23 protein-coding genes and 1 tRNA gene are annotated in these 22,387 nt (G+C 48.5%); 13 read left to right on the top strand and 11 right to left on the bottom strand.

The window, feature by feature from the left end; translation table 11 throughout:
- Positions 1-38 precede the first annotated feature (38 nt).
- Complete coding sequence (gene yhbY / locus H3L97_RS07395) at positions 39-335, bottom strand: ribosome assembly RNA-binding protein YhbY (protein ID WP_097114356.1); 297 nt, start codon at positions 333-335, stop codon at positions 39-41.
- 110 nt (positions 336-445) lie between these two features.
- On the opposite strand from yhbY, the gene H3L97_RS07390 reads away from it, so the two are divergent.
- Positions 446-521: transfer RNA gene (locus H3L97_RS07390), tRNA-Arg, on the top strand.
- A 120-nt stretch (positions 522-641) separates the two neighbouring features.
- Here H3L97_RS07390 and H3L97_RS07385 read toward each other — a convergent pair.
- Positions 642-1,097, bottom strand: coding sequence for an HAD domain-containing protein (locus H3L97_RS07385; RefSeq protein WP_097114357.1), 456 nt, complete (start codon positions 1,095-1,097; stop codon positions 642-644).
- Positions 1,098-1,420: 323 nt separating this feature from the next.
- Between H3L97_RS07385 and purM the strand changes: the two genes are divergently transcribed.
- The 3 genes from purM to H3L97_RS07370 all read left to right on the top strand — a co-directional run bounded on the left by purM (position 1,421) and on the right by H3L97_RS07370 (position 3,311).
- A complete protein-coding gene (purM, locus tag H3L97_RS07380; protein ID WP_097114358.1) occupies positions 1,421-2,458 on the top strand; it encodes a phosphoribosylformylglycinamidine cyclo-ligase in 1,038 nt (345 codons plus the stop codon).
- 87 nt (positions 2,459-2,545) lie between these two features.
- A complete protein-coding gene (locus tag H3L97_RS07375) occupies positions 2,546-2,998 on the top strand; it encodes a chorismate--pyruvate lyase family protein (RefSeq protein WP_179655830.1) in 453 nt (150 codons plus the stop codon).
- Positions 2,999-3,167: 169 nt separating this feature from the next.
- Entirely contained in the window at positions 3,168-3,311 is a 144-nt protein-coding gene (locus H3L97_RS07370) for a DUF3149 domain-containing protein (protein WP_101597829.1), read from the top strand.
- Between the two features lie 151 nt (positions 3,312-3,462).
- On the opposite strand, the gene H3L97_RS07365 is transcribed toward H3L97_RS07370, so the two are convergent.
- Positions 3,463-4,470, bottom strand: a complete 1,008-nt coding sequence (locus H3L97_RS07365; protein WP_097114383.1) for a 2Fe-2S iron-sulfur cluster-binding protein — start codon at positions 4,468-4,470, stop codon at positions 3,463-3,465.
- 220 nt (positions 4,471-4,690) lie between these two features.
- Positions 4,691-5,437 (bottom strand): class I SAM-dependent methyltransferase, encoded by a 747-nt coding sequence (locus tag H3L97_RS07360; RefSeq protein ID WP_097114384.1) that lies wholly within the window; start codon positions 5,435-5,437, stop codon positions 4,691-4,693.
- Between the two features lie 201 nt (positions 5,438-5,638).
- On the opposite strand from H3L97_RS07360, the gene H3L97_RS07355 reads away from it, so the two are divergent.
- Positions 5,639-7,561 (top strand): ATP-binding cassette domain-containing protein, encoded by a 1,923-nt coding sequence (locus H3L97_RS07355; RefSeq protein WP_097114385.1) that lies wholly within the window; start codon positions 5,639-5,641, stop codon positions 7,559-7,561.
- Between the two features lie 7 nt (positions 7,562-7,568).
- On the opposite strand, the gene H3L97_RS07350 is transcribed toward H3L97_RS07355, so the two are convergent.
- Positions 7,569-7,748, bottom strand: coding sequence for a hypothetical protein (locus tag H3L97_RS07350; protein ID WP_097114360.1), 180 nt, complete (start codon positions 7,746-7,748; stop codon positions 7,569-7,571).
- Positions 7,749-7,769: 21 nt separating this feature from the next.
- On the opposite strand from H3L97_RS07350, the gene H3L97_RS07345 reads away from it, so the two are divergent.
- Entirely contained in the window at positions 7,770-8,303 is a 534-nt protein-coding gene (locus tag H3L97_RS07345; protein WP_097114361.1) for a hypothetical protein, read from the top strand.
- 192 nt (positions 8,304-8,495) lie between these two features.
- On the opposite strand, the gene H3L97_RS07340 is transcribed toward H3L97_RS07345, so the two are convergent.
- From H3L97_RS07340 to H3L97_RS07330, 3 genes are all read right to left on the bottom strand, one after another.
- Positions 8,496-10,028, bottom strand: a complete 1,533-nt coding sequence (locus H3L97_RS07340) for a pyridoxal phosphate-dependent decarboxylase family protein (protein WP_097114362.1) — start codon at positions 10,026-10,028, stop codon at positions 8,496-8,498.
- Position 10,029: 1 nt separating this feature from the next.
- Positions 10,030-10,419, bottom strand: coding sequence for a hypothetical protein (locus tag H3L97_RS07335; RefSeq protein WP_097114363.1), 390 nt, complete (start codon positions 10,417-10,419; stop codon positions 10,030-10,032).
- Positions 10,420-10,656: 237 nt separating this feature from the next.
- On the bottom strand, positions 10,657-12,018 hold the full coding sequence (locus tag H3L97_RS07330; RefSeq protein WP_097114364.1) for a diaminobutyrate--2-oxoglutarate transaminase: 1,362 nt from the start codon (positions 12,016-12,018) through the stop codon (positions 10,657-10,659).
- A gap of 394 nt (positions 12,019-12,412) precedes the next feature.
- Here H3L97_RS07330 and H3L97_RS07325 point away from each other — a divergent pair, with 394 nt between their 5' ends.
- Together H3L97_RS07325 and H3L97_RS07320 are read left to right on the top strand one after the other, a co-directional pair.
- Positions 12,413-12,844 carry a hypothetical protein gene (locus H3L97_RS07325; protein WP_097114365.1) on the top strand — a complete coding sequence of 144 codons (432 nt, stop codon included), beginning with the start codon at positions 12,413-12,415 and terminating at the stop codon, positions 12,842-12,844.
- A 53-nt stretch (positions 12,845-12,897) separates the two neighbouring features.
- Positions 12,898-14,325: a hypothetical protein gene (locus H3L97_RS07320; protein WP_097114366.1), complete on the top strand. Its 1,428-nt coding sequence runs from the start codon at positions 12,898-12,900 to the stop codon at positions 14,323-14,325.
- A gap of 93 nt (positions 14,326-14,418) precedes the next feature.
- Here H3L97_RS07320 and H3L97_RS07315 read toward each other — a convergent pair whose 3' ends face one another.
- Entirely contained in the window at positions 14,419-14,940 is a 522-nt protein-coding gene (locus H3L97_RS07315; RefSeq protein ID WP_097114367.1) for a M23 family metallopeptidase, read from the bottom strand.
- Between the two features lie 101 nt (positions 14,941-15,041).
- On the opposite strand from H3L97_RS07315, the gene H3L97_RS07310 reads away from it, so the two are divergent.
- From H3L97_RS07310 to grxD, 4 genes are all read left to right on the top strand, one after another.
- Positions 15,042-16,295, top strand: a complete 1,254-nt coding sequence (locus H3L97_RS07310) for a lipoprotein-releasing ABC transporter permease subunit (RefSeq protein WP_097114368.1) — start codon at positions 15,042-15,044, stop codon at positions 16,293-16,295.
- Entirely contained in the window at positions 16,288-16,971 is a 684-nt protein-coding gene (lolD, locus tag H3L97_RS07305) for a lipoprotein-releasing ABC transporter ATP-binding protein LolD (protein WP_097114369.1), read from the top strand. The genes H3L97_RS07310 and lolD overlap by 8 nt, the downstream gene beginning before the upstream one ends.
- Positions 16,972-17,005: 34 nt before the next feature.
- Positions 17,006-18,202, top strand: a complete 1,197-nt coding sequence (gene dapC / locus H3L97_RS07300; RefSeq protein ID WP_097114370.1) for a succinyldiaminopimelate transaminase — start codon at positions 17,006-17,008, stop codon at positions 18,200-18,202.
- A 224-nt stretch (positions 18,203-18,426) separates the two neighbouring features.
- Complete coding sequence (gene grxD, locus H3L97_RS07295) at positions 18,427-18,735, top strand: Grx4 family monothiol glutaredoxin (RefSeq protein ID WP_097114386.1); 309 nt, start codon at positions 18,427-18,429, stop codon at positions 18,733-18,735.
- A gap of 74 nt (positions 18,736-18,809) precedes the next feature.
- Here the strand turns inward: grxD and H3L97_RS07290 are convergent, their stop codons facing one another.
- Together H3L97_RS07290 and H3L97_RS07285 are read right to left on the bottom strand one after the other, a co-directional pair.
- Positions 18,810-20,045: a D-alanyl-D-alanine carboxypeptidase family protein gene (locus H3L97_RS07290; protein ID WP_097114387.1), complete on the bottom strand. Its 1,236-nt coding sequence runs from the start codon at positions 20,043-20,045 to the stop codon at positions 18,810-18,812.
- Between the two features lie 295 nt (positions 20,046-20,340).
- A complete protein-coding gene (locus H3L97_RS07285; protein WP_143269136.1) occupies positions 20,341-20,676 on the bottom strand; it encodes a hypothetical protein in 336 nt (111 codons plus the stop codon).
- A 103-nt stretch (positions 20,677-20,779) separates the two neighbouring features.
- Here H3L97_RS07285 and ilvA point away from each other — a divergent pair, with 103 nt between their 5' ends.
- Positions 20,780-22,315 (top strand): threonine ammonia-lyase, biosynthetic, encoded by a 1,536-nt coding sequence (gene ilvA / locus H3L97_RS07280; RefSeq protein WP_097114388.1) that lies wholly within the window; start codon positions 20,780-20,782, stop codon positions 22,313-22,315.
- Positions 22,316-22,387 lie beyond the last annotated feature (72 nt).

Genomic DNA, 22,387 nt, shown 5'->3' with positions numbered 1-22,387 from the left:
AAACCGAGTTTTGCAAAGATTTCAAGCTGCCTGAAAACTCATTCTGCTGCTTTTTCGTCTTCATTTTTGCGATACAACACCAGCAATTTGCCAATGTGTTGAATCAGTTGTGCGCCTGTTGCCGCGCACAATTCGGCACAAATGTTCAAACGTTCTTCGCGCTCATCACCAAACACGCGCACTTTAATCAATTCGTGGGCGCGTAATGCGGTTTCGGTTTCTTGAATCACGGCTTCGGTCAAACCTCTTTGCCCCACCATCACGACAGGGTTTAAGTGATGGGCGCGCGCTTTCAATGCCAATTTGTCTTGTTTGCTTAATGTTTTTTCGCTCATGGCTTAACGACTTCAAAATAACAAAAGCATGATTGTACCCAAATACGCCCATAAGTGAATAAAAATTTTGCCAATTTGTTTAAATTTTGTTACCATTCGCGCTCTTGTTTGTACCCGTAGCTCAGTTGGAAGAGCGTCAGTTTCCGAAGCTGAAGGTCGCTGGTTCGAACCCAGTCGGGTGCGCCAAGAAATTTCCTTTTTTACTCCTTTCTCGTTTTCAGGCAGCTTTTATGGGCTGCCTGTTTTTTATGCGAAATAAAGCAAAATCCAGTCAAATAATGTTTTTTAGCTATGCTGAACTTCGTTTCAGGCAGCCTGAAAACCATTTTCTTGTAAATGCACCGCCAAATGCGGCAAATCATGTTCCATCAAACCTGTTGAACTGGTACATAAAAATAAATGCGCCATGTGTTTATCAAAATAGCTGGGCAAATCGTCCAATGCTGCCCACGCGGTGTGTTCACACTCAAAATCACGCAACCATTGTAAAATTTCGCGTTCACGATGACCATTCAGGCTGCCTGAACGGGGTAAATCGGGGGTTACGCCAATAATCCGCGCATGAAAATCGGGAGAAAATGGGCGACGCAAATCGTCCAAATCGCGCCCCAAACGCCATGTTGATGAAATCACAAATTGCACATTTTTCCATTCAGGCTGCCTGAAAAAGGTTTCCAAAAGCGGTAATTGGCTGAATAAACGCGCATTTGGACGCGATATGGCAGAATGCAATACACCATCAAAATCTAAAAAAATCAACACCTTGAATTATCCCATTTTATCAAATTTGCCCATTTTAACCGAAAATATGCTTGATATGCCAAGCTGTTTTTTTTGGGTTAAATCCAGTAAAATGGCGTTTTTCAGGCTGCCTGTAACCTGTCCCCTCTCCCGCTTGCGGGGGAGGGTTAGGGTGGGGGTTCGTTGATTTTCAAGACAATTAATTTATTCCACAAATTTTCCCCCACCCTAGCCCTCCCCCGTTGGAGACGGGGGAGGAGACAGGTTTGTGGTTATTTCAAAAAATTGTCGTGTACTGAAAGGCAGCCTGAAACCCATTTTTTATCACACGATTGGAAAACACCATGACCCAAGAATCTTTAAGCTACCGCGATGCAGGCGTGGACATTGACGCTGGCGACCAACTCGTTGAAAACATCAAACCCTTTGCCAAACGCACCATGCGCCCCGAAGTGCTGGGCGATTTGGGCGGCTTTGGCGCATTGGTGGAAATCAGCAAAAAATACCAAAATCCTGTATTGGTAAGCGGCACAGATGGCGTTGGCACCAAACTGAAATTGGCGTTTGAATGGGACAAACACGACACAGTCGGCATTGATTTGGTGGCAATGAGCGTGAACGACATTCTGGTTCAAGGTGCAGAGCCGTTGTTTTTCTTGGATTATTTTGCATGTGGCAAATTGGACGTGGCGCGCGCCACCGATGTGATTAAAGGCATCGCGCAAGGCTGCGAAGAATCAGGCTGCGCCCTAATCGGCGGCGAAACGGCAGAAATGCCCAGCATGTACCCAGATGGCGAATACGATTTGGCAGGTTTTGCGGTGGGCGTGGTGGAAAAATCGCAAATCATCAACGGGCGCAACATCAAAGCAGGCGACGTGGTGTTGGGTTTGGCGAGCAATGGGGCGCATTCCAACGGCTATTCGCTGGTTCGCAAAATTTTGGCGCGTGATAATCCCGATTTGGACGCGCCTTTTGATGGCGACAAAACTTTGCGTCAAGCGATTATTGCGCCAACCCGTTTGTATGTGAAACCGATTTTGGCAGCCTTAAAAGAATTTGAAATCAAAGGCATGGCACACATCACAGGTGGCGGCATTACCGAAAATGTACCGCGCGTGCTGCCTGAAAATTGCGTGGCGCAAATTGACGCGAAATCTTGGGAATTGCCCAAATTATTCCAATGGTTACAACAAGGCGGCAATGTGGAAACGGCGGAAATGTACCGCACGTTCAACTGTGGCGTGGGCATGGTGGTGATTGTATCGCCCGAAAATGCGGACAAAGCGGCTGAATTTTTGGCTGCACAAGGCGAAACGGTGTACCGTTTGGGCAAAATCCGCAAACGTGTGGGCGATGAACATCAAACGCAAATCGCGTAAATCTTTTCAGGCTGCCTGAAAATTGAAATTGTTGTGGGGGCGGATTTCATATCCGCCCTTTTCCATGAAATGATTTTTGAGAACAATATGTTGATTTGGCAAACAAATTTTCCCCAATCCGCCCACGCAATCCACGCCATTGCCACTGCCGAAAGTTTAACCCAAGCCTTGTCGCAACGCGGCAATTTTGCCGTGCAACTGGACAAATTGGGCGAAACGCAATCTTTCCCCCATTTTGCCGATTTCAGGCTGCCTGAAACGCTGTTCACGCGCCAAGTCAGCTTGTTTTTAAACGACAAAATGGTGGTGCAAGCGCAAAGTTTGTGCGAAACCACATCGGCATGGCGCGACATTTTGCATTGCGGCAACACTTCGCTTGGCACGATTTTGTTTTCAGGCAGCTTGAACGTGCAACGCAGCGAACTGCAATTTGCTTTATTGCCCAATGGTTTATTGGCACGGCGGTCGTGGTTTACGCTCAATGGCGAAACGCTGTATTTGGTGGAATGTTTTCAGGCTGCTTTAAATGATTTGTTGTAATTGTGTTTCAAGATGATTGATTTTGTGTCTTGAATTTGTTGTTTTCATACACCAGCAAGATAAAATGAATCGCCATTGGCAGATAATATTGATTTAGGTCAAAACAAATTTGCCAAACTTAACTGATAATGCCCTTGTTGTTTGAATATCTTAACAAAAAGGAAATGTTATGGACGTGTTTCAATATATGTTATCCACGCCATTTGGTTTGTTTTCTTTGGTAACGATTTTAATGGTGGTGGTCATCGCGGTGTTCTTGTTCTTTTGGGTAAAAAAGCAGGCTGAACGCGATAGCCAAAACCACAAACAATAATGTGATTTCAGATTCCTCTTGATGTGTGTGTTTGCGGCATGGGCGACCATGCCGCTTTTTTTTTGCGAAAATATGGAGCATCTGTCCCTCCCCCATCTGGCGAGGGGAGGCGCAGGTTCATGGCAAATCAAAAATTGTCGTGTACTGAAAATCAAACGTGCGGTGTAAACGCATCGCTGTAAAAGGCTTTTTCGGGCAACTTGGCTTGTTGCACCAAGGCTTGTTTGCTGCTTTGCACCATGGCTGGCGAGCCGCAAGCGTACACTTCATGTGCCGACAAATCGGCATAATCGCGCAAAACGTGTTCGGTAATGTGTCCTGTTGCGCCTTGCCAATTTTCGCTGGGGCGCGACACCACGGGCGTGTATTTGGCATTGGGCAATTTTGCCAGCAATTCGCGCAAGGCAACTTCGTCATACAAACCGTTTTCAAATCGCACACCGTGGTAAACGTGAACGTGGCGCGTGGCTTGTGTTTCTGCCAAATGCTGCAAAATGCCTTTAATGGGGGCAAAACCTGTGCCTGTTGCCAACAAAATCAGGGGGGCATTGTCTGCGTCTTCATTCAAATAAAATGAACCCAAAGGTCCACGCAAACGCATGATGGAACCCGTTTTCAGGCTGCCTGAAAACAGTTGTGGCGAAAACAAGCCACCTTCATGATGCCGAACGTGAAATTCCAACACCCCATTTTGGCTGGGCGCGTTGGCAATGGAATAGCTGCGGCTGCCATCTTTGAGCAAAATTTCCATGTATTGCCCTGCGTGAAATTGAAACGGCGGTGCTTTGGGCAATGCCACCGACAAAATCGCCACATCGCCACGAATCGCCACACTTGCCACACGCGCAGGCAGGGTGCGAATGGCAATCGCCTTTGCCCCTGCATACGATGGCATGTCCACCACCACATCGCCATCGGCTTGCGAGCAGCAAAGCAAAATTGTGCCTGCCGCAATTTCATCTGCACTCAACACATAATCATCGTATTCGCCGCTTTGCAAAATGTTGCCTGAAACCAGCTTGGCGGCACAACTGCCACACACGCCACTCTGGCACGAATGCGGCAAATTGATGCCATTGCGTATGGCGGCTGCCAAAATGGTTTCATTGGCTTGGCTGGAAAATTGGGTTTGGCTGGGGGAAACCGTAATTTGGGGCATAATCAATACATTCACAAAATAATTGAAACAGCGCGATTTTAACAAATTTCAGGCAGCCTGAAAGTAAGCGGCACCACTTTTTGATTTGCCACAACTTCATTCCCTCTTCTGTGGGAGAGGGTTAGGGAGAGGGTAAAGCTTTTGAAATGGCGGAACATTTGCCCTCTCCCCAGCCCTCTCCCACAGGGAGAGGGGGTAAAAGCGCGGCACGATACCGTTTTCAGGCAGCCTGAAACGGCAAATACACATCAAATCGCGTGGATTTGCCTTCATATTGATAAGCAGGTTTCACGCCACACAAAAATTCGCCCAAACGCGGGCGTTTGACCACCACACGCTTTTTGGCGATTTGCCGCGCTGCCTGAAAAAGATTGTCATCGGCTTGCGGTTCAGGCAGCCCCACCAATTCGTGAAAATACGCCATTTCCTTTTTCACGGCGGCGGATTTTTGCCGTTCGGGGTACATCGGGTCAAGGTAAACCACATCGGGGCGAGCGTGTTGCGCCAACATTTGCGGTGCAATTTGGGCAAAATCCGCGTGAACCAAAACCATGCGCGACACGATTTCTGCCGTTTCAGGCAACATTTGGGCGCGTTGCCAGCCGTCTTGCAACAGCGCAAACACGGCAGGATTTTGCTCAAACATTTGCACGTGCAAGCCCAAACTTGCCAACACAAAACTGTCGCGTCCCAAGCCGCCCGTTGCGTCCCACACAGTTGGGCGCGTGGTGTGATTCACCGCTTTTGCGATGAGTTCGCCACCGCCTTTGGTGCGCCGATATTGCGCGGCACCGCTTGCAAAATCCACTTGTACCCTGCCCTTTTCGCCCACTTTTGCCAAGCTCAAACCGCTTTCATCGTAAAGCAAATACACGCCATGTTCAGGCAGCGTGTTGGCGGAAAAATGGGCAAAATGCGCCAAATAATCGGGTAAATGGGAAAAATGGCTGTAAATCGTCGCGTTCATGTTGGCGTGTTTTGAAAAGAAAAACGCGATGGTAGCAAATTTCAGGCTGCCTTTCATTACCCCACAAAAAAGGTTTTTTGCCTTCGGCGACTTACTTTTTAAAAAAGCAAAAAGCGGAACGGTTTGTGTTGCAAAAAACATTTCAGGCAGCCTTTTTGTGTAAAATACGCCTGTTTGACATTCACAAAAATCAATCAAATCATGATAGAAATCAAAAATCTAACCCTACAACGCGGCACCAAAGTGTTGCTCAATCAAGCCACCGCCACGATTAACCCACGCCAACGTGTTGGTTTGATTGGCAAAAATGGCACAGGCAAATCCAGTTTATTTGCCCTGATTAAAGGCGAAATTGCCGCCGATTCAGGCGAAATCGGCTTGCCCAAAACATGGAAACTGGCTGCCGTAGCCCAAGAAACGCCCGCATTGGACATTTCCGCGCTGGATTATGTGCTGCAAGGCGACACCGAATTGCAGCATTTACAGACAGCCTTACAACAAGCCGAACGCGACAACAACGGCAACCAAATTGCCGAAATCCACGCCAAATTGGACGAAATCGATGCCTACTCCGCGCCAGCGCGTGCCGCCAAATTATTGAGTGGACTGGGTTTTTCGCAAGAAGAACACGCCAAAGCCGTCAAAGCCTTTTCAGGTGGTTGGCGCATGCGTTTGAATTTGGCGCAGGCATTGATGTGCCGTGCCGATTTGTTGCTGCTGGACGAACCCACCAACCATTTGGATTTGGAAACCGTATTGTGGTTGGAAACCCATTTGGCAAATTTGCCCTGTACGCAAATCATCATCTCGCACGACCGCGATTTTCTCAACGCGACCACCACGCATACCCTTGAATTGTCAGCACAAAAATTGCACAGCTATGGCGGCAACTACGATTTTTATTTGAAAGAACGCGCCCAAAGATTAGCCAATCAGCAAGCCGCCTACACCAAACAACAGGCGCACATCAAGCATTTGCAATCGTTTATTGACCGATTCAAAGCCAAAGCCACCAAAGCCACCCAAGCCCAATCGCGCATTAAAGCATTGAATAAATTGGAATTGATTGCCCCCGCGCATTTGGACAGCGAATTTCATTTTGAATTTGCCACGCCCGAGCATTTGCCCAACCCGCTTTTAAAATTGGAACAGGTGGATTTGGGTTACGGCAATGAAATCATTTTGAAAAACATCAATTTATCATTGGAAAATGGGGCGCGATACGGTTTGCTGGGCGTGAACGGTTCGGGCAAATCCACCTTCATCAAAGCCCTTGCAGGCAGCCTGAACGCGCAAAACGGGCAAATTATCCAATCCAATCAACTGAATATCGGCTATTTCGCCCAGCACCAACTGGACACCCTGCGCGATGACCAAAGCCCCGTTTGGCACATTCAAAAATTGTCGCCAGAGGCAAAAGAGCAGGACATTCGCAACTTTTTGGGCGGATTTCATTTTGTGGGCGACATGGCAACGCAGCCGATTGAACCGTTTTCAGGCGGCGAAAAAGCGCGTTTGGCATTGGCGATGTTGGTGTGGCAAAAACCCAATTTGCTGCTGCTTGACGAACCCACCAACCATTTGGATTTGGACATGCGCCACGCGCTGACCATGGCTTTGCAAGGGTTTCAAGGCGCGATGATTTTGGTGTCGCACGACCGCAGCCTGATTGAAGCCACCACCGACCAGTTTTTGCTGATTGATTCAGGCAGCCTGAAAACCTTTGATGGCGATTTGAACGATTACCGCGCATGGCGTTTGGCGCAAGAAAACGCGCTTGCCGCACCAGCCCAGTCCACCCAATCGCAAAACCGCAAAGACGTGAAACGCTTGGAAGCCCAAATCCGCCAAGAAAAAGCCAAACGCTGCAAACCCATCCAACAAAAAATTGACCAAGCCGAAAAAGAAATGGCACGCTTGCAACAAAAACAGGCAGCCTGCGATGAATTTTTGTCGCAAGAAAGTGCCTATTTGCCCGAAAACAAAAGCCAACTGCAAGAAAAATTGGCGCAAGCGGCAGAAGTTAAAGTAAAATTGGCGCAATTGGAAGAAAATTGGCTCACTTGGCAGGACGAACTGGAACAGCTCAACCTTGCCATAGATGCCGAATTTGCAAGCCATTAGCGAATTTTTACTCCAAACAAGCAGGCGCGTTGAACACGCCTTTCACAACCTGAAAATGGTCTTTCAGGCAGCCTGAATTGGGGTTTTCAGCCACAAAAATTCGCGTTCGTTGTGGTAATTTTGCCACATTGTTCAACACATCATTTTTGAAAAACAATTTGCGCGGCACGATTGCACATTGCGCCATTTTGTTTCAAAGGAAAACACAATGAAAAAACCTTTACTCGTTTTGACTGTTGCCATTGCCGCCAGCCCCGCGCTTGATGCGAAAACATACAGTTGCGGCGAAGGTTGCTACACCGATAACTCCAAAGCCAGCAAAGGGCAAGCCAAATTGGGACAACAAATCGGCTACTACACCAGCGTTAAACCGCAAAAACCCGCCGCCGAAGTTGCCAAAGCCGAAACCACACCAGCCGCCAAACCCGTGGTTGCCGCCCCCAAAGCCGTGCAAGTGGCGCGCCGAAGCACCCCATTAACCCAAGTGGCAAGTGCCGCCCCACAACGCCCCACAGCCAACACCACCGCCAAAGCAAGCGGTCGCCGCAGCATTTTGGAGCAAGAATTGAACAACGAACGCAACGCCTTGGCACAAGCACAAAAAGCCTTGGCAGACGGCCGTGTGGTTTTGGGTACAGCTGCCGATGCCAATCACCAAAACAAAGTGCGTCAATTGGAAAGCGCGGTGCTTGACCGCCAACAAAACATTCAAGCATTGCAACGCGAATTGAGCCGCATGTAATTGATTTTTCATGAACCAAAAAGCTGCCCGAACATGGATTCAGGCAGCTTTCGGTTTATGCTTAACGCAAGTTCGGGATAAAAGTCATTGATAAATTGAAGTAACTTTCCCCCTCTCCCTGTGGGAGAGGGCTGGGGAGAGGGCTGATTTACTGGCACATTGACAGTTACTTATCCCAAGCTCACATTATGCTCAATCAATCACGGGGCGATAAGTGCCATTTTTCACATCATCGCCAATTTTGGCGGCTTCGGCACGCACTTGTTCCAGCAATTTTTGCACGTTTTCCAGCGTGGCAATGGGACTTAACAAAGTCATTTTCAGCGATTGCACACCGTTTACTTTGGTTACGCCAATGTTCGCCTCGCCTTGTGCAAACAGGCTGTCTGCCACGTTTTGATTTAAACTGTCCAAAAATTCAACAGGATAATTTTCAGGCTGCACGCGGAACAACACCGATGCAAATTGGGGATTCACCAACAATGCCAAATCATTTTGACTGCGAATGTAATCGGCAACTTGTTGTGATAAATCAATACCATGGTCTATCATAGACGCATACAAATCCTCGCCCAACGCCTCCAAAGTGAACCACAATTTCAGCGCGTCAAAGCGGCGCGTGGTTTGCAGCGATTTGCTGACCAAATTCGGCACACCGTGTTCCGCGTCATACGCCGAATTCAAATATTCCGCCTCGTAGTGCATGAAACGGAAGTTGTGTTCATCTTTCAACAAAAATGCGCCACAGGAAATGCTTTGGAAAAAGTGTTTGTGGAAATCCAGCGTAATGCTGTCTGCCAACTCAATGCCTTGTAAATAATGGCGATATTTTTGCGACAACAGCAATGCGCCACCCCAAGCCGCGTCCACATGCACCCATGCGCCCACGCGGTCGGCGGCGGCACGAATTTCAGGCAGCGCGTCCATTGCGCCAGCGTCTGTTGTGCCTGCGGTGGCAACAATGCACGCCACGATTTTGCCGTCTTGTTCCAGTTGCGACAAGGTTTTATCCAAAGCGTGCAAATCCATGCGACCCAATTCATCACACGGCACGGTTACGACCGATTGAAAGCCCATGCCCATCATTGCCATGTTTTTTTGTACGGAAAAATGCGCGTTTTCCGAACAAACCACTTTCACACGCGACAAGGCTTCGGCAGGCAAGCCATCGCGTTGCACCGACCATGTTTCATTGTTTTCATTGACAAAATGTTTGGCGATACAGGCATCTCGCGCCAACAACACGCCCATTAAATTGGATTGCGTGCCGCCCGATGTGAACACGCCAGCCGTGCCTTTGCCATAGCCTGTTTTTTGTCGCAACCAATCAATGAGTTGCACTTCCATCAGCGAGGCGACTGGGCTTTGGTCCCACGAATCCATAGATTGATTGGTGGCGTTAATCAGCACTTCTGCCACTTGGCTGGCAACCATGGTGGGGCAATGCAAATGCGCCAAAGAATGAGGGTGGTGGACTTTCAAACTTTTGTTTAAAAACAATTCGTTCAGGCGCGATAAAGTTTCAGGCAGCCCCAAACCTTGCGCGGTGGGGGCAAAACGGATTTGTTCGCGCAGTTGGCGAATGCTGCCGCCTATGTACATTTTTTCTTCGCCCAACCATGCGGACACGGCTTGAATGGCGGTGTGCATGGCGGATTCGTAGTCGGCACGCGATTGCGGTGCGGCACAGAGCAAGGCGCGTTGGTGTTGATTCAAATAATTCATTTTATTCCTTACAAATAAAACACTTTTTATCATTTCGGTGCATGGCACAGATTTCAAAATCGCCAGCAATCGCCAAATAGTCTTTCTTCAAAAAAACATTTTGGGGTGTGATTGCTGGGTCATATCGCATAAAAAAGTAAAAGGCTTGACCACCTGAATGTTGCGGTAAATGATTATTTGCCCATTGTTCTATTTCGCTGCATTTGGGCGAATGAAACAAGGGGCTTTTGACAATAAACGTGGCATACTGATTTGGCGAAACACCCGACACTTCATCTAAATAGGGAGCGGGATAAATGTGTGTGGTTTTATCGCCGAACAGCAATAATCCAAAAGCACACGCTATCATAAAAATAATCAGCCATTGATGTTTATAAAGTGATTGCCACATTATCTACTCGCCATTTAACCGATGGTGGCACACAACCATGATAAGCATTTCATTTAAAAATAGAACAAGTGTAGGGTACACGTTATTGCACCATTTTCCTGATAAAACATGGAGTTGGTGCAACAAGTTGCACCCTACACGGAGTCCCTTTTTGTATTTGGGTTACCATAAATTTTAACAAGTTGATTTCAGGCTGCCTGAAAACCCATTGGTGCGATTTTCAGGCAGCCTGAAACCTTATCCGCGAACCGCTTTAATCGCATCTGCCAACGATTGCTTGAATTTTGCCAACAATTCCACGCAATCATCGTGCGTTAAAGTCAAAGGCGGCAGCAAGCGAATCACTGTGCCATTGCGTCCACCGCGTTCCAGCAGCAATTTGTTGTTGAAACACGCTTTTTGCACCGCCACCGCCAAAGCAGGGTCGGCTGGATGCGCGCCTGTGCGGTCGGCAGCTTGGTTTTCGTCCACAATTTCAATGCCTATCATCAAACCGCGTCCGCGCACATTGCCAATGCAGGGAAATTCGGCTTTCAAATCGTTTAAGGCTGCCTGTAAAAATTCGCCACGCACACGCGCGTTTTCGGGCAAATTTTCTTCTTTCATCACGCGCAAGGTGGCTAAACCTGTTGCCATTGCCATTTGGTTGCCACGGAAAGTGCCTGTGTGCCCAGCAGGTTGCCATGCGTCAAATTCTTTTTTGATTGCCAACACCGCCAAAGGCAAGCTGCCACCCACCGCTTTGGACATCATCACAATATCGGGCTGAATGTCGGCGTGTTCAAATGCAAACATTTTGCCCGAACGCCCAAAGCCTGCCTGAACTTCGTCCACAATCAACGCAATGCCGTGTTTGGCTGTTACTTCGCGGATTTTACGCAACCATTTCACGGGCGCAGTAACCACACCGCCTTCGCCTTGAATGGCTTCCAAAATCACGGCAGCAGGTTTAACCACACCGCTTTCCACATCTTCAATAAAGTTTTCAAAATAATGGGTCAATGCGTCCACACCCGCTGCGCCACCCAAACCGAGCGGACAACGGTATTCATGCGGATAGGGCATGAATTGCACACCAGCCATCAAATTATTGACTGCATTTTTTGCGCCCAAATTGCCTGTTAAAGCCAATGCACCGTGCGTCATGCCGTGATAACCGCCTGAAAAGGCAATCACATTGGCGCGACCTGTGTGGGTTTTGGCTAATTTGATGGCGGCTTCGGCAGCGTCTGCACCTGTGGGGCCGCAAAATTGCAACACATAATTTTCGGGAAAATAAGACAACAGCGTTTCGGTAAACGCATCTTTGAGTGGCGTGGTCAAATCCAAAGTGTGTAAGGGCAAACCGCTTGCCAACACGTCTTGAATGCTTTGGATAATGGCTGGGTGGTTGTGTCCCAAAGCCAGCGTGCCTGCGCCTGCCAAGCAATCCAGATATTCATTGCCTTCCACATCGGTAACGCGGCAGCCTTGCGCTTTGGCAATGGCGAGCGGCAATTTGCGTGGATAGCTGCGAACTTGTGATTCCATCGCGTTTTGGCGATTCAGATAGTATTCGTTGCTGGCTTGAACGGGCGAAGTGGGTGTGATGTGATTCATCAACGGGATTCCTTTCATTAAATCAAAGGATAAGAAAAGTTTCATCGGCTGACCATAAGGGGCTATTGATGATTCGTTTGTGTGTTCATCCAAATCGCCAATCTTCCCTATTCAGGCTGCCCTAAGTTATCATCTCTCGTATTTGGGGTTGGAAAAAACGGCTGCGGTGTTGTTGTGAAATGCAGCCGCCACGCAAGACCTTGCGCGGGGCGCGAATTATAGAGCCAAATCTTAAAAAAAGGGGAAAAAATTTTCGCCCCATTCAGGCAGCCTGAATGCCAATTAACAATCACTAATATTCTCTTTGTTTTTAATAATCAATGTCAGTTAAATAAGAGTTGTTTTTCCAAATCGCTCTGGCATAGAATCCGCTCCCTTAATAGAAGGGCATATCATGCGTTTGTTTGGTTTTGTGGCGATGATGGGATTGTGGCTTTTGCCCATCAACATTTGGGCTGAAACAAAAATTTGGAAAGTGGCAAATCAAGCCGTGTATGGTGATGAGCCGCCCAAATTGCGTTTGCACAATGTGCAAATTTTTGACCCCAAAACAGGGCGTTTGTCCAAAGTCATTAACGAAAAACCGATTTTGAAGAAAAATCAAGAAGATGATGAAATTGAATTGCCGCCCGAACCTTTATTAAATGAAGATGGTACGGTCAATTTGCTGGAAAATTACGCCCAAGAACCCATTGCCCCCTCTGAAATGCAAAGGCGCAACGATTGCCAAGCCGCACAAGACAAATTGCAACAAGCCATCAAACAAGGCGAAAGCAACGTCCAAAGTTTGGAAGAGGCGGTGGTGCAATATTGTATTGCGGCATAAACGGCATTTCAGGCAGCCTGAAACATTTTTTCTTTAACCCCAAGAGTTGAATTATGAAAAACACTTTAAAATTCAAAACCCTGTCTGCACTTGTTTTGGGTGCGGCATTGTCGGTGGCACACGCTGCGCCTGTGCCTTTAATGCAAGGTTTGGGCAAATCGGGCGGTGCAACCAGCCATGGCGACACTTTGTCGTCCGACACCAGCCCTTTGCGCGGACCTGCCAATTCATCTCGCGCACCACAGTTGATTTCACTGTCGGCGGCTTGCCCCAATTTGATGGTCATGTCCGATGGCAAAGTGATGGCAATGTGTGTGGATTACATCACGCGCGACCCCAAGCTGACTTTATTGGATAAAGATGGCAATGTTTTGACCCACATCATGCTCAAATCCGCCAGCTTGCTCGGCAGCGTGTATGCCTATGCCAATGAACGCGATGAAGTGATTTTTGTAGATGGACACCACAACCTGATTTCCGTTCGCGCCCAAAACCAAAATGGCAAATGGGTGTTGCACAAAAACTTCTTTGGCAATATTCCTTTGGCAAAAGCCGTGATTGGGCATTGCAAAAAATCAGGCTGCGACAGCGTGGTTGCCATCAACCCGGGTAGCGAAGCCGATGATGTTTGGTTTGTTACCCAAAATGGTGTGGTGGGCGTTGCCAATCGCAAAACCAAAAAAGTGATTCACACCAAAATTGCCAATGGTGAAACGATTGCCAATTCCTTCTCCACCGCATCCAACAACCGCGCTGCGGTGGCAACCACCCATGCTTTGTACATGCTGGATAAAAGCAATGGCAAAATCAACGTACAATGGCGACAAGCCTATGACCGTGGCATTGCACGTAAACCTGGTCAATTAAGCTGGGGTACGGGTTCTACGCCCACATTCTTTGGCACCAATGCCACCCAAGATGAGTTTGTTACCATTACCGACAATGGCAAACAAATGAATTTATTGGTGTATGCCGCCGATAAATCAGGCAAACAAATCTGCAAAACGCCCTTGTTTGGCAGCAACAATTCGGGTACGGAAGATTCGTCCATTGCTTATGGTCGTGCGATTGTAACCAGCTCCACCTATGGTTATCCTTATCCCAAATACCCCGATGGCGCGGGCAAATCCATTCCTGAAAAAGCCCCATTCATCGGCGGCATCACGCGCGTGGACGTGAAACCCGACAATTCAGGCTGCGTTACCAAATGGACGAGCGATTTGCGTTCGGCGGCTTTGCCCAAATTGTCGGTGCCTGACAATTTGATTTACACGATTGAACGCACAGGCCCTTCCGACAACGCCACCGCTTTGGACAGCTACCATTTTGTTACGCTGGATTGGAACACAGGCGCATTGCGCACGAAAAAATTCTGGAGCTTTGGCTTATTGTCCAATCCTTTGCAAACCGTTGGTAACATTGGTTTAGACCACAGCTACTGGCAAGGTACGATGAACGGCATCATTCGCGTATTGCCTTAATCTGAATTGTGCTGTTTGATTATCGCCAAATTTGGGGGATTTTTGCCCTTAAATTTGGCGATTTGGCGTTTTCAGGCTGCCTGAAACGCGATTTCACGATTTTTTATCCAGCAATGGATAGGGATTGATGGCTTTGCCACGCACATAAATGCCATAATGCAAATGCGGTGGTGTGGTTTTGGCATTGCCCGTGTTCCCCACATAGGCAATCACGGTGCCGCGTTTCACATATTGATGTGGTTGGATATTGGCATATTTGTCCAAGTGGGTGTAGTAATGCCATGCACCGCCCGCGCCCACCAACCAAACCGATGTGCCACCCAAACGATTGTTTTCCATTTTCCACACAATGCCGTCAATATTGCTGACAACGGGTGTGCCGCGTTTGGCAAAAATGTCCACCCCTTCGTGTTTGCGACCGCCACCTCGCGGTGCGCCCCATGTGTCAATAAAACGGTGCTTGGGAACGGGATTGGGCAAGGTGTTGGCTTGCGGCAAAGGCTGCAAATGAAACAGCGCAATGTGCCAATAAGCCACACCACGCAATCGCCATTCAGGGGATAAGGCAAAAATCGCGGCAAACAACAGCACCACCAAACTCAAAAATTTTCTCATATTCCATTCTCCGAAAACGCCTTATTCACGCTGTCTGAATGTTTTTATTATGCCAAATTTGATACAATTTGCCTTTATTTTTTGAAAAAGGCTGCCTGAACATGGCTGGTTTAGAAACTTGGATTGGTTTGCGTTATTTACGCGCCAAAAAACGCAGTGGTTTTATGTCGTTCATTTCCATGATTTCCATTGTGGGAATTGCTTTGGGTGTGATTGCCTTGATTTTGGTGTTGTCGGTGGTAAACGGCTTTCAGCGCGACATTCGTGGGCAACTGCTCAACATCGCGCCCCATGCCGAAATGGGCTACGTTGCCGCCACCAACGACAATCAAAATTGGCAACATTTGCAACAACTGATTGCCGATAAACCACAAATTTTGGCAAGTGCGCCCTATATCGCAGGACAAGGTTTGCTTTCCAACGCAGGCGAAGTGCGCGGCGTGCAAATTCGCGGCATTTTGCCCGACCAAGAAGCAAAAGTGATTACCTATGCCGACAAAATGGTTTCAGGCAGCCTGAACGATTTAAAACCCGACAGTTTTGACATTGTGCTGGGCAAAGGTTTGGCAGACACGCTGGGTGCAGAAATGGGCGGAAAAGTTACCGTCATCAGTCCCGAAGGCAATGTTACCCCTGCTGGTGTGGTGCCACGTTTGAAACAATTCAACGTGGTTGGCATCATGGAAACAGGCGTGGACGAAGCCGACCAAACCATGGCATTGATTCACTTGCAAGACGCACAAACGCTTTATCGCGTGGACGATGGCTCGGTGGGTTTGCGTTTGAAACTTGCCAATCCGCAAAATGCCCCTGCTGAAATGGCAAAAGTCATGCCCAATCCACGCGAACAAGGCTTGTGGGTCAATAATTGGACAGACAACAACCGCACCTATTTCAACGCTGTGGAAATGGAAAAACGCATGCTCACGATTTTGTTGGCGTGCATCATCATGGTGGCGGCGTTCAATTTGGTGTCATCGCTGGTGATGGCGGTTACCGATAAGCAATCGGACATTGCCATTTTGCGGACTTTGGGCATGACCCCCAAAGGCGTGATGAAAATTTTCATTGTACAAGGCATGGTGTCGGGCATCATGGGTACGTTTTTTGGGGTGGTTTTGGGTTTGCTGTTGTCGTGGAAAATCGGGGCGATTGTGGCGTGGATAGAAAGCATTTCAGGGCAAAAATTGATTTCTGCCAAAGTGTATTTCATAGACCATTTGCCCAGCGACATTCAGGCTGGCGATGTGTTGAGCGTGGCGATTATTTCTTTAATTTTGTCTTTTTTGGCAACCATTTACCCCAGTTTGAGTGCCGCCAAAACCCAACCTGCGGAGGCTTTGCGCTATGAATAATAATGTGATTATTGATTGTCAAAATGTGGCAAAAACCTACCAAGACGGCAGCCTGAAAGTGGACGTGTTGCACAATATGAACCTGCAAATTCAGGCAGGCGAAAGCGTGAGCATCATAGGCGCGTCAGGCAGTGGCAAATCCACGCTCTTGCATTTATTGGGCGGACTTGACCAAGCCACAAGCGGCAAAATTTTGCTCATGGGGCAAGATTTGGGACAGTTGAGCCAAGCCAAATTGAGCGCCTTACGCAACCAAAATTTGGGTTTTGTGTATCAATTTCATCATTTGCTGGCAGAATTCAGCGCATTGGAAAACGTGATGATGCCCCTGCTCATCGGCAAAATGCCCAAAGCCCAAGCCGAACAACAAGCCACCGAAATGCTCGCCAAAGTGGGCTTGGCGCAACGCATACAACATCGCCCCACCGAATTGTCGGGTGGCGAACGCCAACGTGCTGCCATTGCCCGCGCTTTGGTAACGCGCCCCAAATGCCTGCTCGCCGATGAACCCACAGGCAATCTTGACCGCAAAAATGCGATGAACATTTTGGACATGATGTTGGATTTGCAACGCGATTTGGGTACGGCATTGGTGGTGGTAACGCACGATGATGAATTGGCACACAAATTCAACCGCGTTTTGACCATGCAAGACGGGCAATTACAGGCAGCCTGAAACCCATTCCCCAAAATATTCAAAGGATGAAACCATGAATCCCCATTTGCAACAGCTCCAACCCTACCCCTTTGCCCGCTTGCGTGAAGCCATGCAAGGCATTACCCCGCCCGCGCATTTATCCGAAATTCCGCTCTACATCGGCGAACCCAAACACCCCACACCCCAAGTGGTGAAAGACGCGCTCATCAATTCATTGGACGAATTGTCCAAATATCCACTCACTTTGGGGCTGCCCGAATTGCGCGAGGCGTGTGCAGGCTGGCTCAAACGCCGCTACGATGGTTTAACGCTCAACCCCGAAACCGAAATTTTGCCCGTTTTGGGCAGTCGCGAAGCCCTGTTTTCATTCGTGCAAGTGGTGCTGAATGAGCAGGAAAACCCCGTTATCGTCAGCCCCAATCCGTTTTACCAAATTTATGAAGGCGCAACGTTTTTGGGCGGTGGCGAAATCGTGTTCGCCAACACCACCGCGCCACGCTTTTTGCCCGACTGGTCGCAAGTGAGCGCGGCACATTGGGCGCGTTGCAAATTGGTGTTTGTCTGCTCGCCCGATAATCCAACTGGCAGCGTGTTGCAAAAACAAGATTGGCAAGAATTGTTTGATTTGCAAGACAAATACGGTTTCATCATCGCGTCAGACGAATGCTATTCCGAAATTTATTTTGACGGCAAAAAACCGCTCGGCTGCCTGCAAGCGGCGGCGGAATTGGGACGCGGTTTTGACAAAATGGTCATGTTTACCAGCTTGTCCAAACGCTCCAATGTACCAGGGTTGCGTTCGGGCTTTGTGGCTGGGGACGCGAAATTGTTGAAAGATTTTCTGCTCTATCGCACCTATCACGGCAGCGCGATGAGTTTGCCCGTGCAACGCGCCAGCATTGCCGCGTGGAACGATGAAGCCCACGTTGCCGAAAACCGCGCCCAATATCAGGCGAAATTTGACCGTGTGTTGCCGATTTTGCGTCAGAAATTTGATGTGCGCCTGCCAGACGCGTCTTTTTACATTTGGCTGCACATTCCCGATGGCGATGATTTAAAATTCACGCAAGAATTGTATCGCGCCACAGGCGTGCAAGTTTTGGCAGGGCGATTTTTTGCGCGCGACACGCCACATGGCAATTCGGGCGTGGGTTTTGTCCGCATTGCGCTGGTGGACGAGTTGGAAAAATGCGTGGAAGCGGCAGAGCGGATTGTTGCATGGTACGATGAATATTTTCAGGCTGCCTGAAATATTGCCACAAAGCTGCTCCCTCCCCCTATGCAAGGGGGAGGGCTGGGGTGGGGGTTAGAAACCCAACGAGCCACCCCCACCCTAACCCTCCCCCGCCAGACGGGGGAGGGAACAGGTTTCAGGCAGCCTAAAAATTTTTGTCGTGTACACAAAGGCTGCCTGAAAACATGGCTTGCGCTATAATCGCGTTTTTTCAACCCCAAACAAAAGGGCAACATCATATGAGCATTCAAGAGCAAATCAAAGAATTGGTAACGACAAACCGCGTGGTTTTGTTTATGAAAGGCACCAAACAATTCCCACAATGCGGCTTTTCAGCGCGTGCGGTGCAAATTTTGCAAGCGGTGGGTTGTGAAGATTTCGTTACCGTAAACGTATTGGAAAATGACGATGTGCGTCAAGGCATTAAAGAATACGCCAACTGGCCGACCATTCCCCAGTTGTACATCAATGGCGAATTTGTGGGCGGTTCAGACATCATGATGGAAATGTTTGAAGCGGGCGAATTGGCAGAAGCCTTGAAAGCCTGATTTTGCCATTACCCAAACCCAATCAGGCTGCCTGAAATCCGTTTTCAGGCAGCCTGATTGTTTTTTGCGATGATTTAATCGGCAAAAATATCGTTAAACCACAACACGATACCGTCCCACAACTTGCCAAAAAAGCCAGCTTCTGCCACATCGGTTAAAGCCACGACTTTCTTTTCAGCCAGCACATTACCGTTTTCCACGAATTTCAGAATACCGAGTTCCTGCCCTTTTTGAATCGGCGCGAGCAGGGGTTGGCTGGTTTCCAAAATCGGCTTGATGTTTTCCACCTGACCTGTTGGAATCGTCATGTATGCGTCTTCCAAAAACCCCACTGGCACGGATTTTGCCGCGCCTTTGTAGAGCTTTACCTGTGAAATTTCCTGATTGGCGGCATACATTTTGGGTGTATCAAAACCTTGCAAAGCATAGTTGAGCAATTTGCTGCTTTCGGTGGCGCGGGCTTCATTGCTTGCCGTACCCACCACCACCGACACCACGCGGCGACCATTGCGTTGGCTGGACGCGATGAGATTGTAGCCTGCGCTGTTGGTATGCCCTGTTTTCAGACCGTCCACGCTGGGGTCGCGAAAGAGCAGTAAATTGCGATTGGTTTGGGTAATGCCATTGTAAGCAAATGTTTTAATGGAATAAATGGGATAATATTGCGGATAATCACGAATAATCGCCGCCGACAAAATCACCAAATCGTTTACGCTGGTCAAATGATTTTTGCTGGGCAAACCTGTGCTGTTTTCAAAATGGGTTTTGTTCATGCCCAAGCGTTTGGCTTCATCGTTCATCAGTTGGGCGAATTTGCTTTCATCGCCTGCAATGCTTTCAGCCAGCGTGATGGCGGCATCGTTGCCCGATACCACAATCAAACCTTTAATCAAATCGCTCACGCTAACCGATTTTTTCGTATCCAAAAACATGCGTGAACCTTCGGCTTTCCATGCTTTGTCGGATACTTTTATCATTTGGTCGGGTTTGAGTTTGCCCTCTTCCAAAGCCTTAAATGCCAAATAGGCTGTCATCAATTTGGTCAGCGAAGCGGGTTCAATTTGGTTGTCCACGTTTTTGCCTGCAATGATTTGATTGCTTTGCAAATCTTTAACCAAATAGGCGGTGGCGGCAATTTCAGGCTGCTTGCTGCCCAAATTGTTTTTTTGTGGGAGATTGTTTGTTGCCACGCTGGGGCTGCTGGCGGATTGGGCTTGCACATCGCTGGCGGCAAGATTGGCTTTGGGTGCTGCCAGTACGCTTGCCGATAAAACGCTTGCTAGGGCAAGGGGTAAAAGGGTCTTTTTCATGCTTTTCATTGTTGTTGAATGGGAATAAAAATGCGTTTTCAGGCTGCCTTTCACCAACCAACCAGACTTGACAAAACCGCCTGAAACCTTATCCCCTCCCCTGCTTGCGGGGAGGGTTAGGGTGGGGGAAAGGCAGTTGATGTGGAAGTCAAATTTTTGCCAATCTGCGTTTCAACCCCCACCCTAGCCCTCCCCCTTTTAAGGGGGAGGGAACAGGTGGTTGGCAACATCACAAAAAATTGTGGGTGTAGCGAAAGGCTGCCTGAAAACGAAAAATAGGTGCAATTATAGCAAATTATCGCTTATCGCGCATGGGCGTGGGATTGCGCCACATGTCTTTGATGTCCCATTTTTCCCATGCACCCATAACCCTTTCATCGGCGCGATTGGGCAGCCACATGCCCATGATTAAAGCAAATATGCCCGAAAGCGGCAGCATCATGCTGCACACAGACAAGAAATAAATCGCAATCCAAACCCCACTGGGTTCAAAATACCACGCCAACAACGCCATCACAACAGGCAGCCAAATCCACGCCAACAGCCATTGCCACGAATTAAGACAAAGCCACGCCAAAAATGACGAACCACCCAATACCAAAGCCCACACAATCATCATTTGTTCAGCCACGATTTCATCTCCACAAAAAATGGGGATTATGGCAAAACACGACTTGCCACGCCAAGCCTATGCGCCTACACTTAACGTTTTTTCACAAAACCCATTTATGATTATGACACGCAATTTCTACCCCGAATACCACGATTATTTAACGCGCATTCTCACATCATCGGTTTACGATGTCGCGGTGGAAACGCCTTTGGATTTTGCCGCCAACTTGTCGCGCCGCTTAAACAACACCGTTTATTTGAAACGCGAAGATTTGCAACCCGTGTTTTCATTCAAAATTCGCGGTGCCTACAACAAAATGAGCAAGCTGCCTGAAAACGCCTTACAAAAAGGCGTGATTACCGCCAGCGCAGGCAATCACGCGCAAGGTGTGGCATTGTCGGCACAAAAATTGGGTTGCACCGCCACCATTGTCATGCCCGAAACCACCCCACAAATCAAGGTGGACGCGGTTAAAGCGCGTGGCGGCAAGGTGGTTTTGGCAGGCGTTTCCTACAATGACGCTTACGACCACGCGATGAAACTCGCAGCCCAAAGCGGTTTAACCTACATTGCTCCCTTTGACGACCCCGATGTGATTGCAGGTCAAGGCACGGTGGGCATGGAAATTGTGCGCCAACACGCCAAACCGATTCATGCGGTGTTTGTGCCGATTGGCGGTGGCGGCTTGGCGGCGGGCGTGGCGGCATTCATCAAACAAGTTCGCCCCGAAATAAAAGTGATTGGCGTGCAAACCAACGACAGTTGCGCGATGAAAGTGTCCATCGCCGCAGGCGAACGTGTGGCTTTGAAAGATGTGGGCTTGTTTACCGATGGCACAGCAGTGAAATTGGTGGGCGAAGAAACCTTCCGTTTGTGCCGCGATTTGTTGGACGACATCATCACGGTGGATACGGACGCGGTGTGTGGTGCGCTCAAAGATGTGTTTGATGATACGCGCAGTATTTGTGAGCCTTCGGGCGCGTTGGCTTTGGCTGGCTTAAAGGCTTATGTGGCGCGTAATGGTGTGCGCGATGAAACTTTAATGGCAATCACATCGGGCGCAAACATGAATTTCCACCGCTTGCGCCACGTTTCGGAACGCAGCGAATTGGGCGAGGGCAATGAAGCGATTTTTGCGGTATCCATTCCTGAACGTGCTGGCAGTTTCCGTCATTTTATCAATGTGTTGGCATCGCGCAACATCACGGAGTTCAATTATCGTTATGGCGATGATGATGTGGCACACATTTTTGTGGGGATTCAAACATCAGGCAGCCACGACAGCAACAACATCGCCAGCGATTTTCAGGCAGCCCAAATTCCCTACATTGATTTGAGCAACGATGAAATGGCAAAAGTGCATTTGCGTTATATGGTGGGCGGTCGCAACCCCAAAGTGCAAAATGAACGTTTGATGAGTTTTGAATTTCCCGAGCGTCCACAAGCACTTGCCCAATTTTTGAACCAAATGCAAGGCGATTGGAACATCACGCTGTTTCACTATCGCAATCATGGTGCGGATTATGGTCGCGTGCTGGTGGGCATTGATGTGCCCGAATCAGACAGCGCGGCATTTGACGCATTTTTAGACAATTTGGGCTATGCCTACGAAGAGCAAACGGACAACGCGGCATACCGTTTGTTTTTGGCGGCGTAAGTTTTGGGGTTTCAGGCAGCCTTGCCCTATGCAAGTGGCTCTTTATGGCATATTTTTCAATATTGAAAATTT

Source organism: Alysiella filiformis, from assembly GCF_014054525.1.
In the GTDB taxonomy this organism is placed as follows: Bacteria; Pseudomonadota; Gammaproteobacteria; order Burkholderiales; family Neisseriaceae; genus Simonsiella; species Simonsiella filiformis.
This window is presented reverse-complemented; position numbering and strand designations above follow the sequence as displayed.

Coding starts and splice junctions, on each gene's coding strand:
- purM (WP_097114358.1), top strand. CDS start 1,421: ATGACCCAAGAATCTTTAAGCTACCGCGATGCAGGCGTGGACATTGAC.
- H3L97_RS07325 (WP_097114365.1), top strand. CDS start 12,413: ATGCGTTTGTTTGGTTTTGTGGCGATGATGGGATTGTGGCTTTTGCCC.
- grxD (WP_097114386.1), top strand. CDS start 18,427: ATGAGCATTCAAGAGCAAATCAAAGAATTGGTAACGACAAACCGCGTG.
- H3L97_RS07345 (WP_097114361.1), top strand. CDS start 7,770: ATGAAAAAACCTTTACTCGTTTTGACTGTTGCCATTGCCGCCAGCCCC.
- H3L97_RS07340 (WP_097114362.1), bottom strand. CDS start 10,028: ATGAATTATTTGAATCAACACCAACGCGCCTTGCTCTGTGCCGCACCG.
- H3L97_RS07375 (WP_179655830.1), top strand. CDS start 2,546: ATGTTGATTTGGCAAACAAATTTTCCCCAATCCGCCCACGCAATCCAC.
- H3L97_RS07290 (WP_097114387.1), bottom strand. CDS start 20,045: ATGAAAAAGACCCTTTTACCCCTTGCCCTAGCAAGCGTTTTATCGGCA.
- H3L97_RS07310 (WP_097114368.1), top strand. CDS start 15,042: ATGGCTGGTTTAGAAACTTGGATTGGTTTGCGTTATTTACGCGCCAAA.
- H3L97_RS07370 (WP_101597829.1), top strand. CDS start 3,168: ATGGACGTGTTTCAATATATGTTATCCACGCCATTTGGTTTGTTTTCT.
- H3L97_RS07330 (WP_097114364.1), bottom strand. CDS start 12,018: ATGAATCACATCACACCCACTTCGCCCGTTCAAGCCAGCAACGAATAC.
- dapC (WP_097114370.1), top strand. CDS start 17,006: ATGAATCCCCATTTGCAACAGCTCCAACCCTACCCCTTTGCCCGCTTG.
- yhbY (WP_097114356.1), bottom strand. CDS start 335: ATGAGCGAAAAAACATTAAGCAAACAAGACAAATTGGCATTGAAAGCG.
- H3L97_RS07350 (WP_097114360.1), bottom strand. CDS start 7,748: ATGGCGCAATGTGCAATCGTGCCGCGCAAATTGTTTTTCAAAAATGAT.
- lolD (WP_097114369.1), top strand. CDS start 16,288: ATGAATAATAATGTGATTATTGATTGTCAAAATGTGGCAAAAACCTAC.
- H3L97_RS07360 (WP_097114384.1), bottom strand. CDS start 5,437: ATGAACGCGACGATTTACAGCCATTTTTCCCATTTACCCGATTATTTG.
- H3L97_RS07355 (WP_097114385.1), top strand. CDS start 5,639: ATGATAGAAATCAAAAATCTAACCCTACAACGCGGCACCAAAGTGTTG.
- H3L97_RS07365 (WP_097114383.1), bottom strand. CDS start 4,470: ATGCCCCAAATTACGGTTTCCCCCAGCCAAACCCAATTTTCCAGCCAA.
- ilvA (WP_097114388.1), top strand. CDS start 20,780: ATGACACGCAATTTCTACCCCGAATACCACGATTATTTAACGCGCATT.
- H3L97_RS07315 (WP_097114367.1), bottom strand. CDS start 14,940: ATGAGAAAATTTTTGAGTTTGGTGGTGCTGTTGTTTGCCGCGATTTTT.
- H3L97_RS07335 (WP_097114363.1), bottom strand. CDS start 10,419: ATGTGGCAATCACTTTATAAACATCAATGGCTGATTATTTTTATGATA.
- H3L97_RS07320 (WP_097114366.1), top strand. CDS start 12,898: ATGAAAAACACTTTAAAATTCAAAACCCTGTCTGCACTTGTTTTGGGT.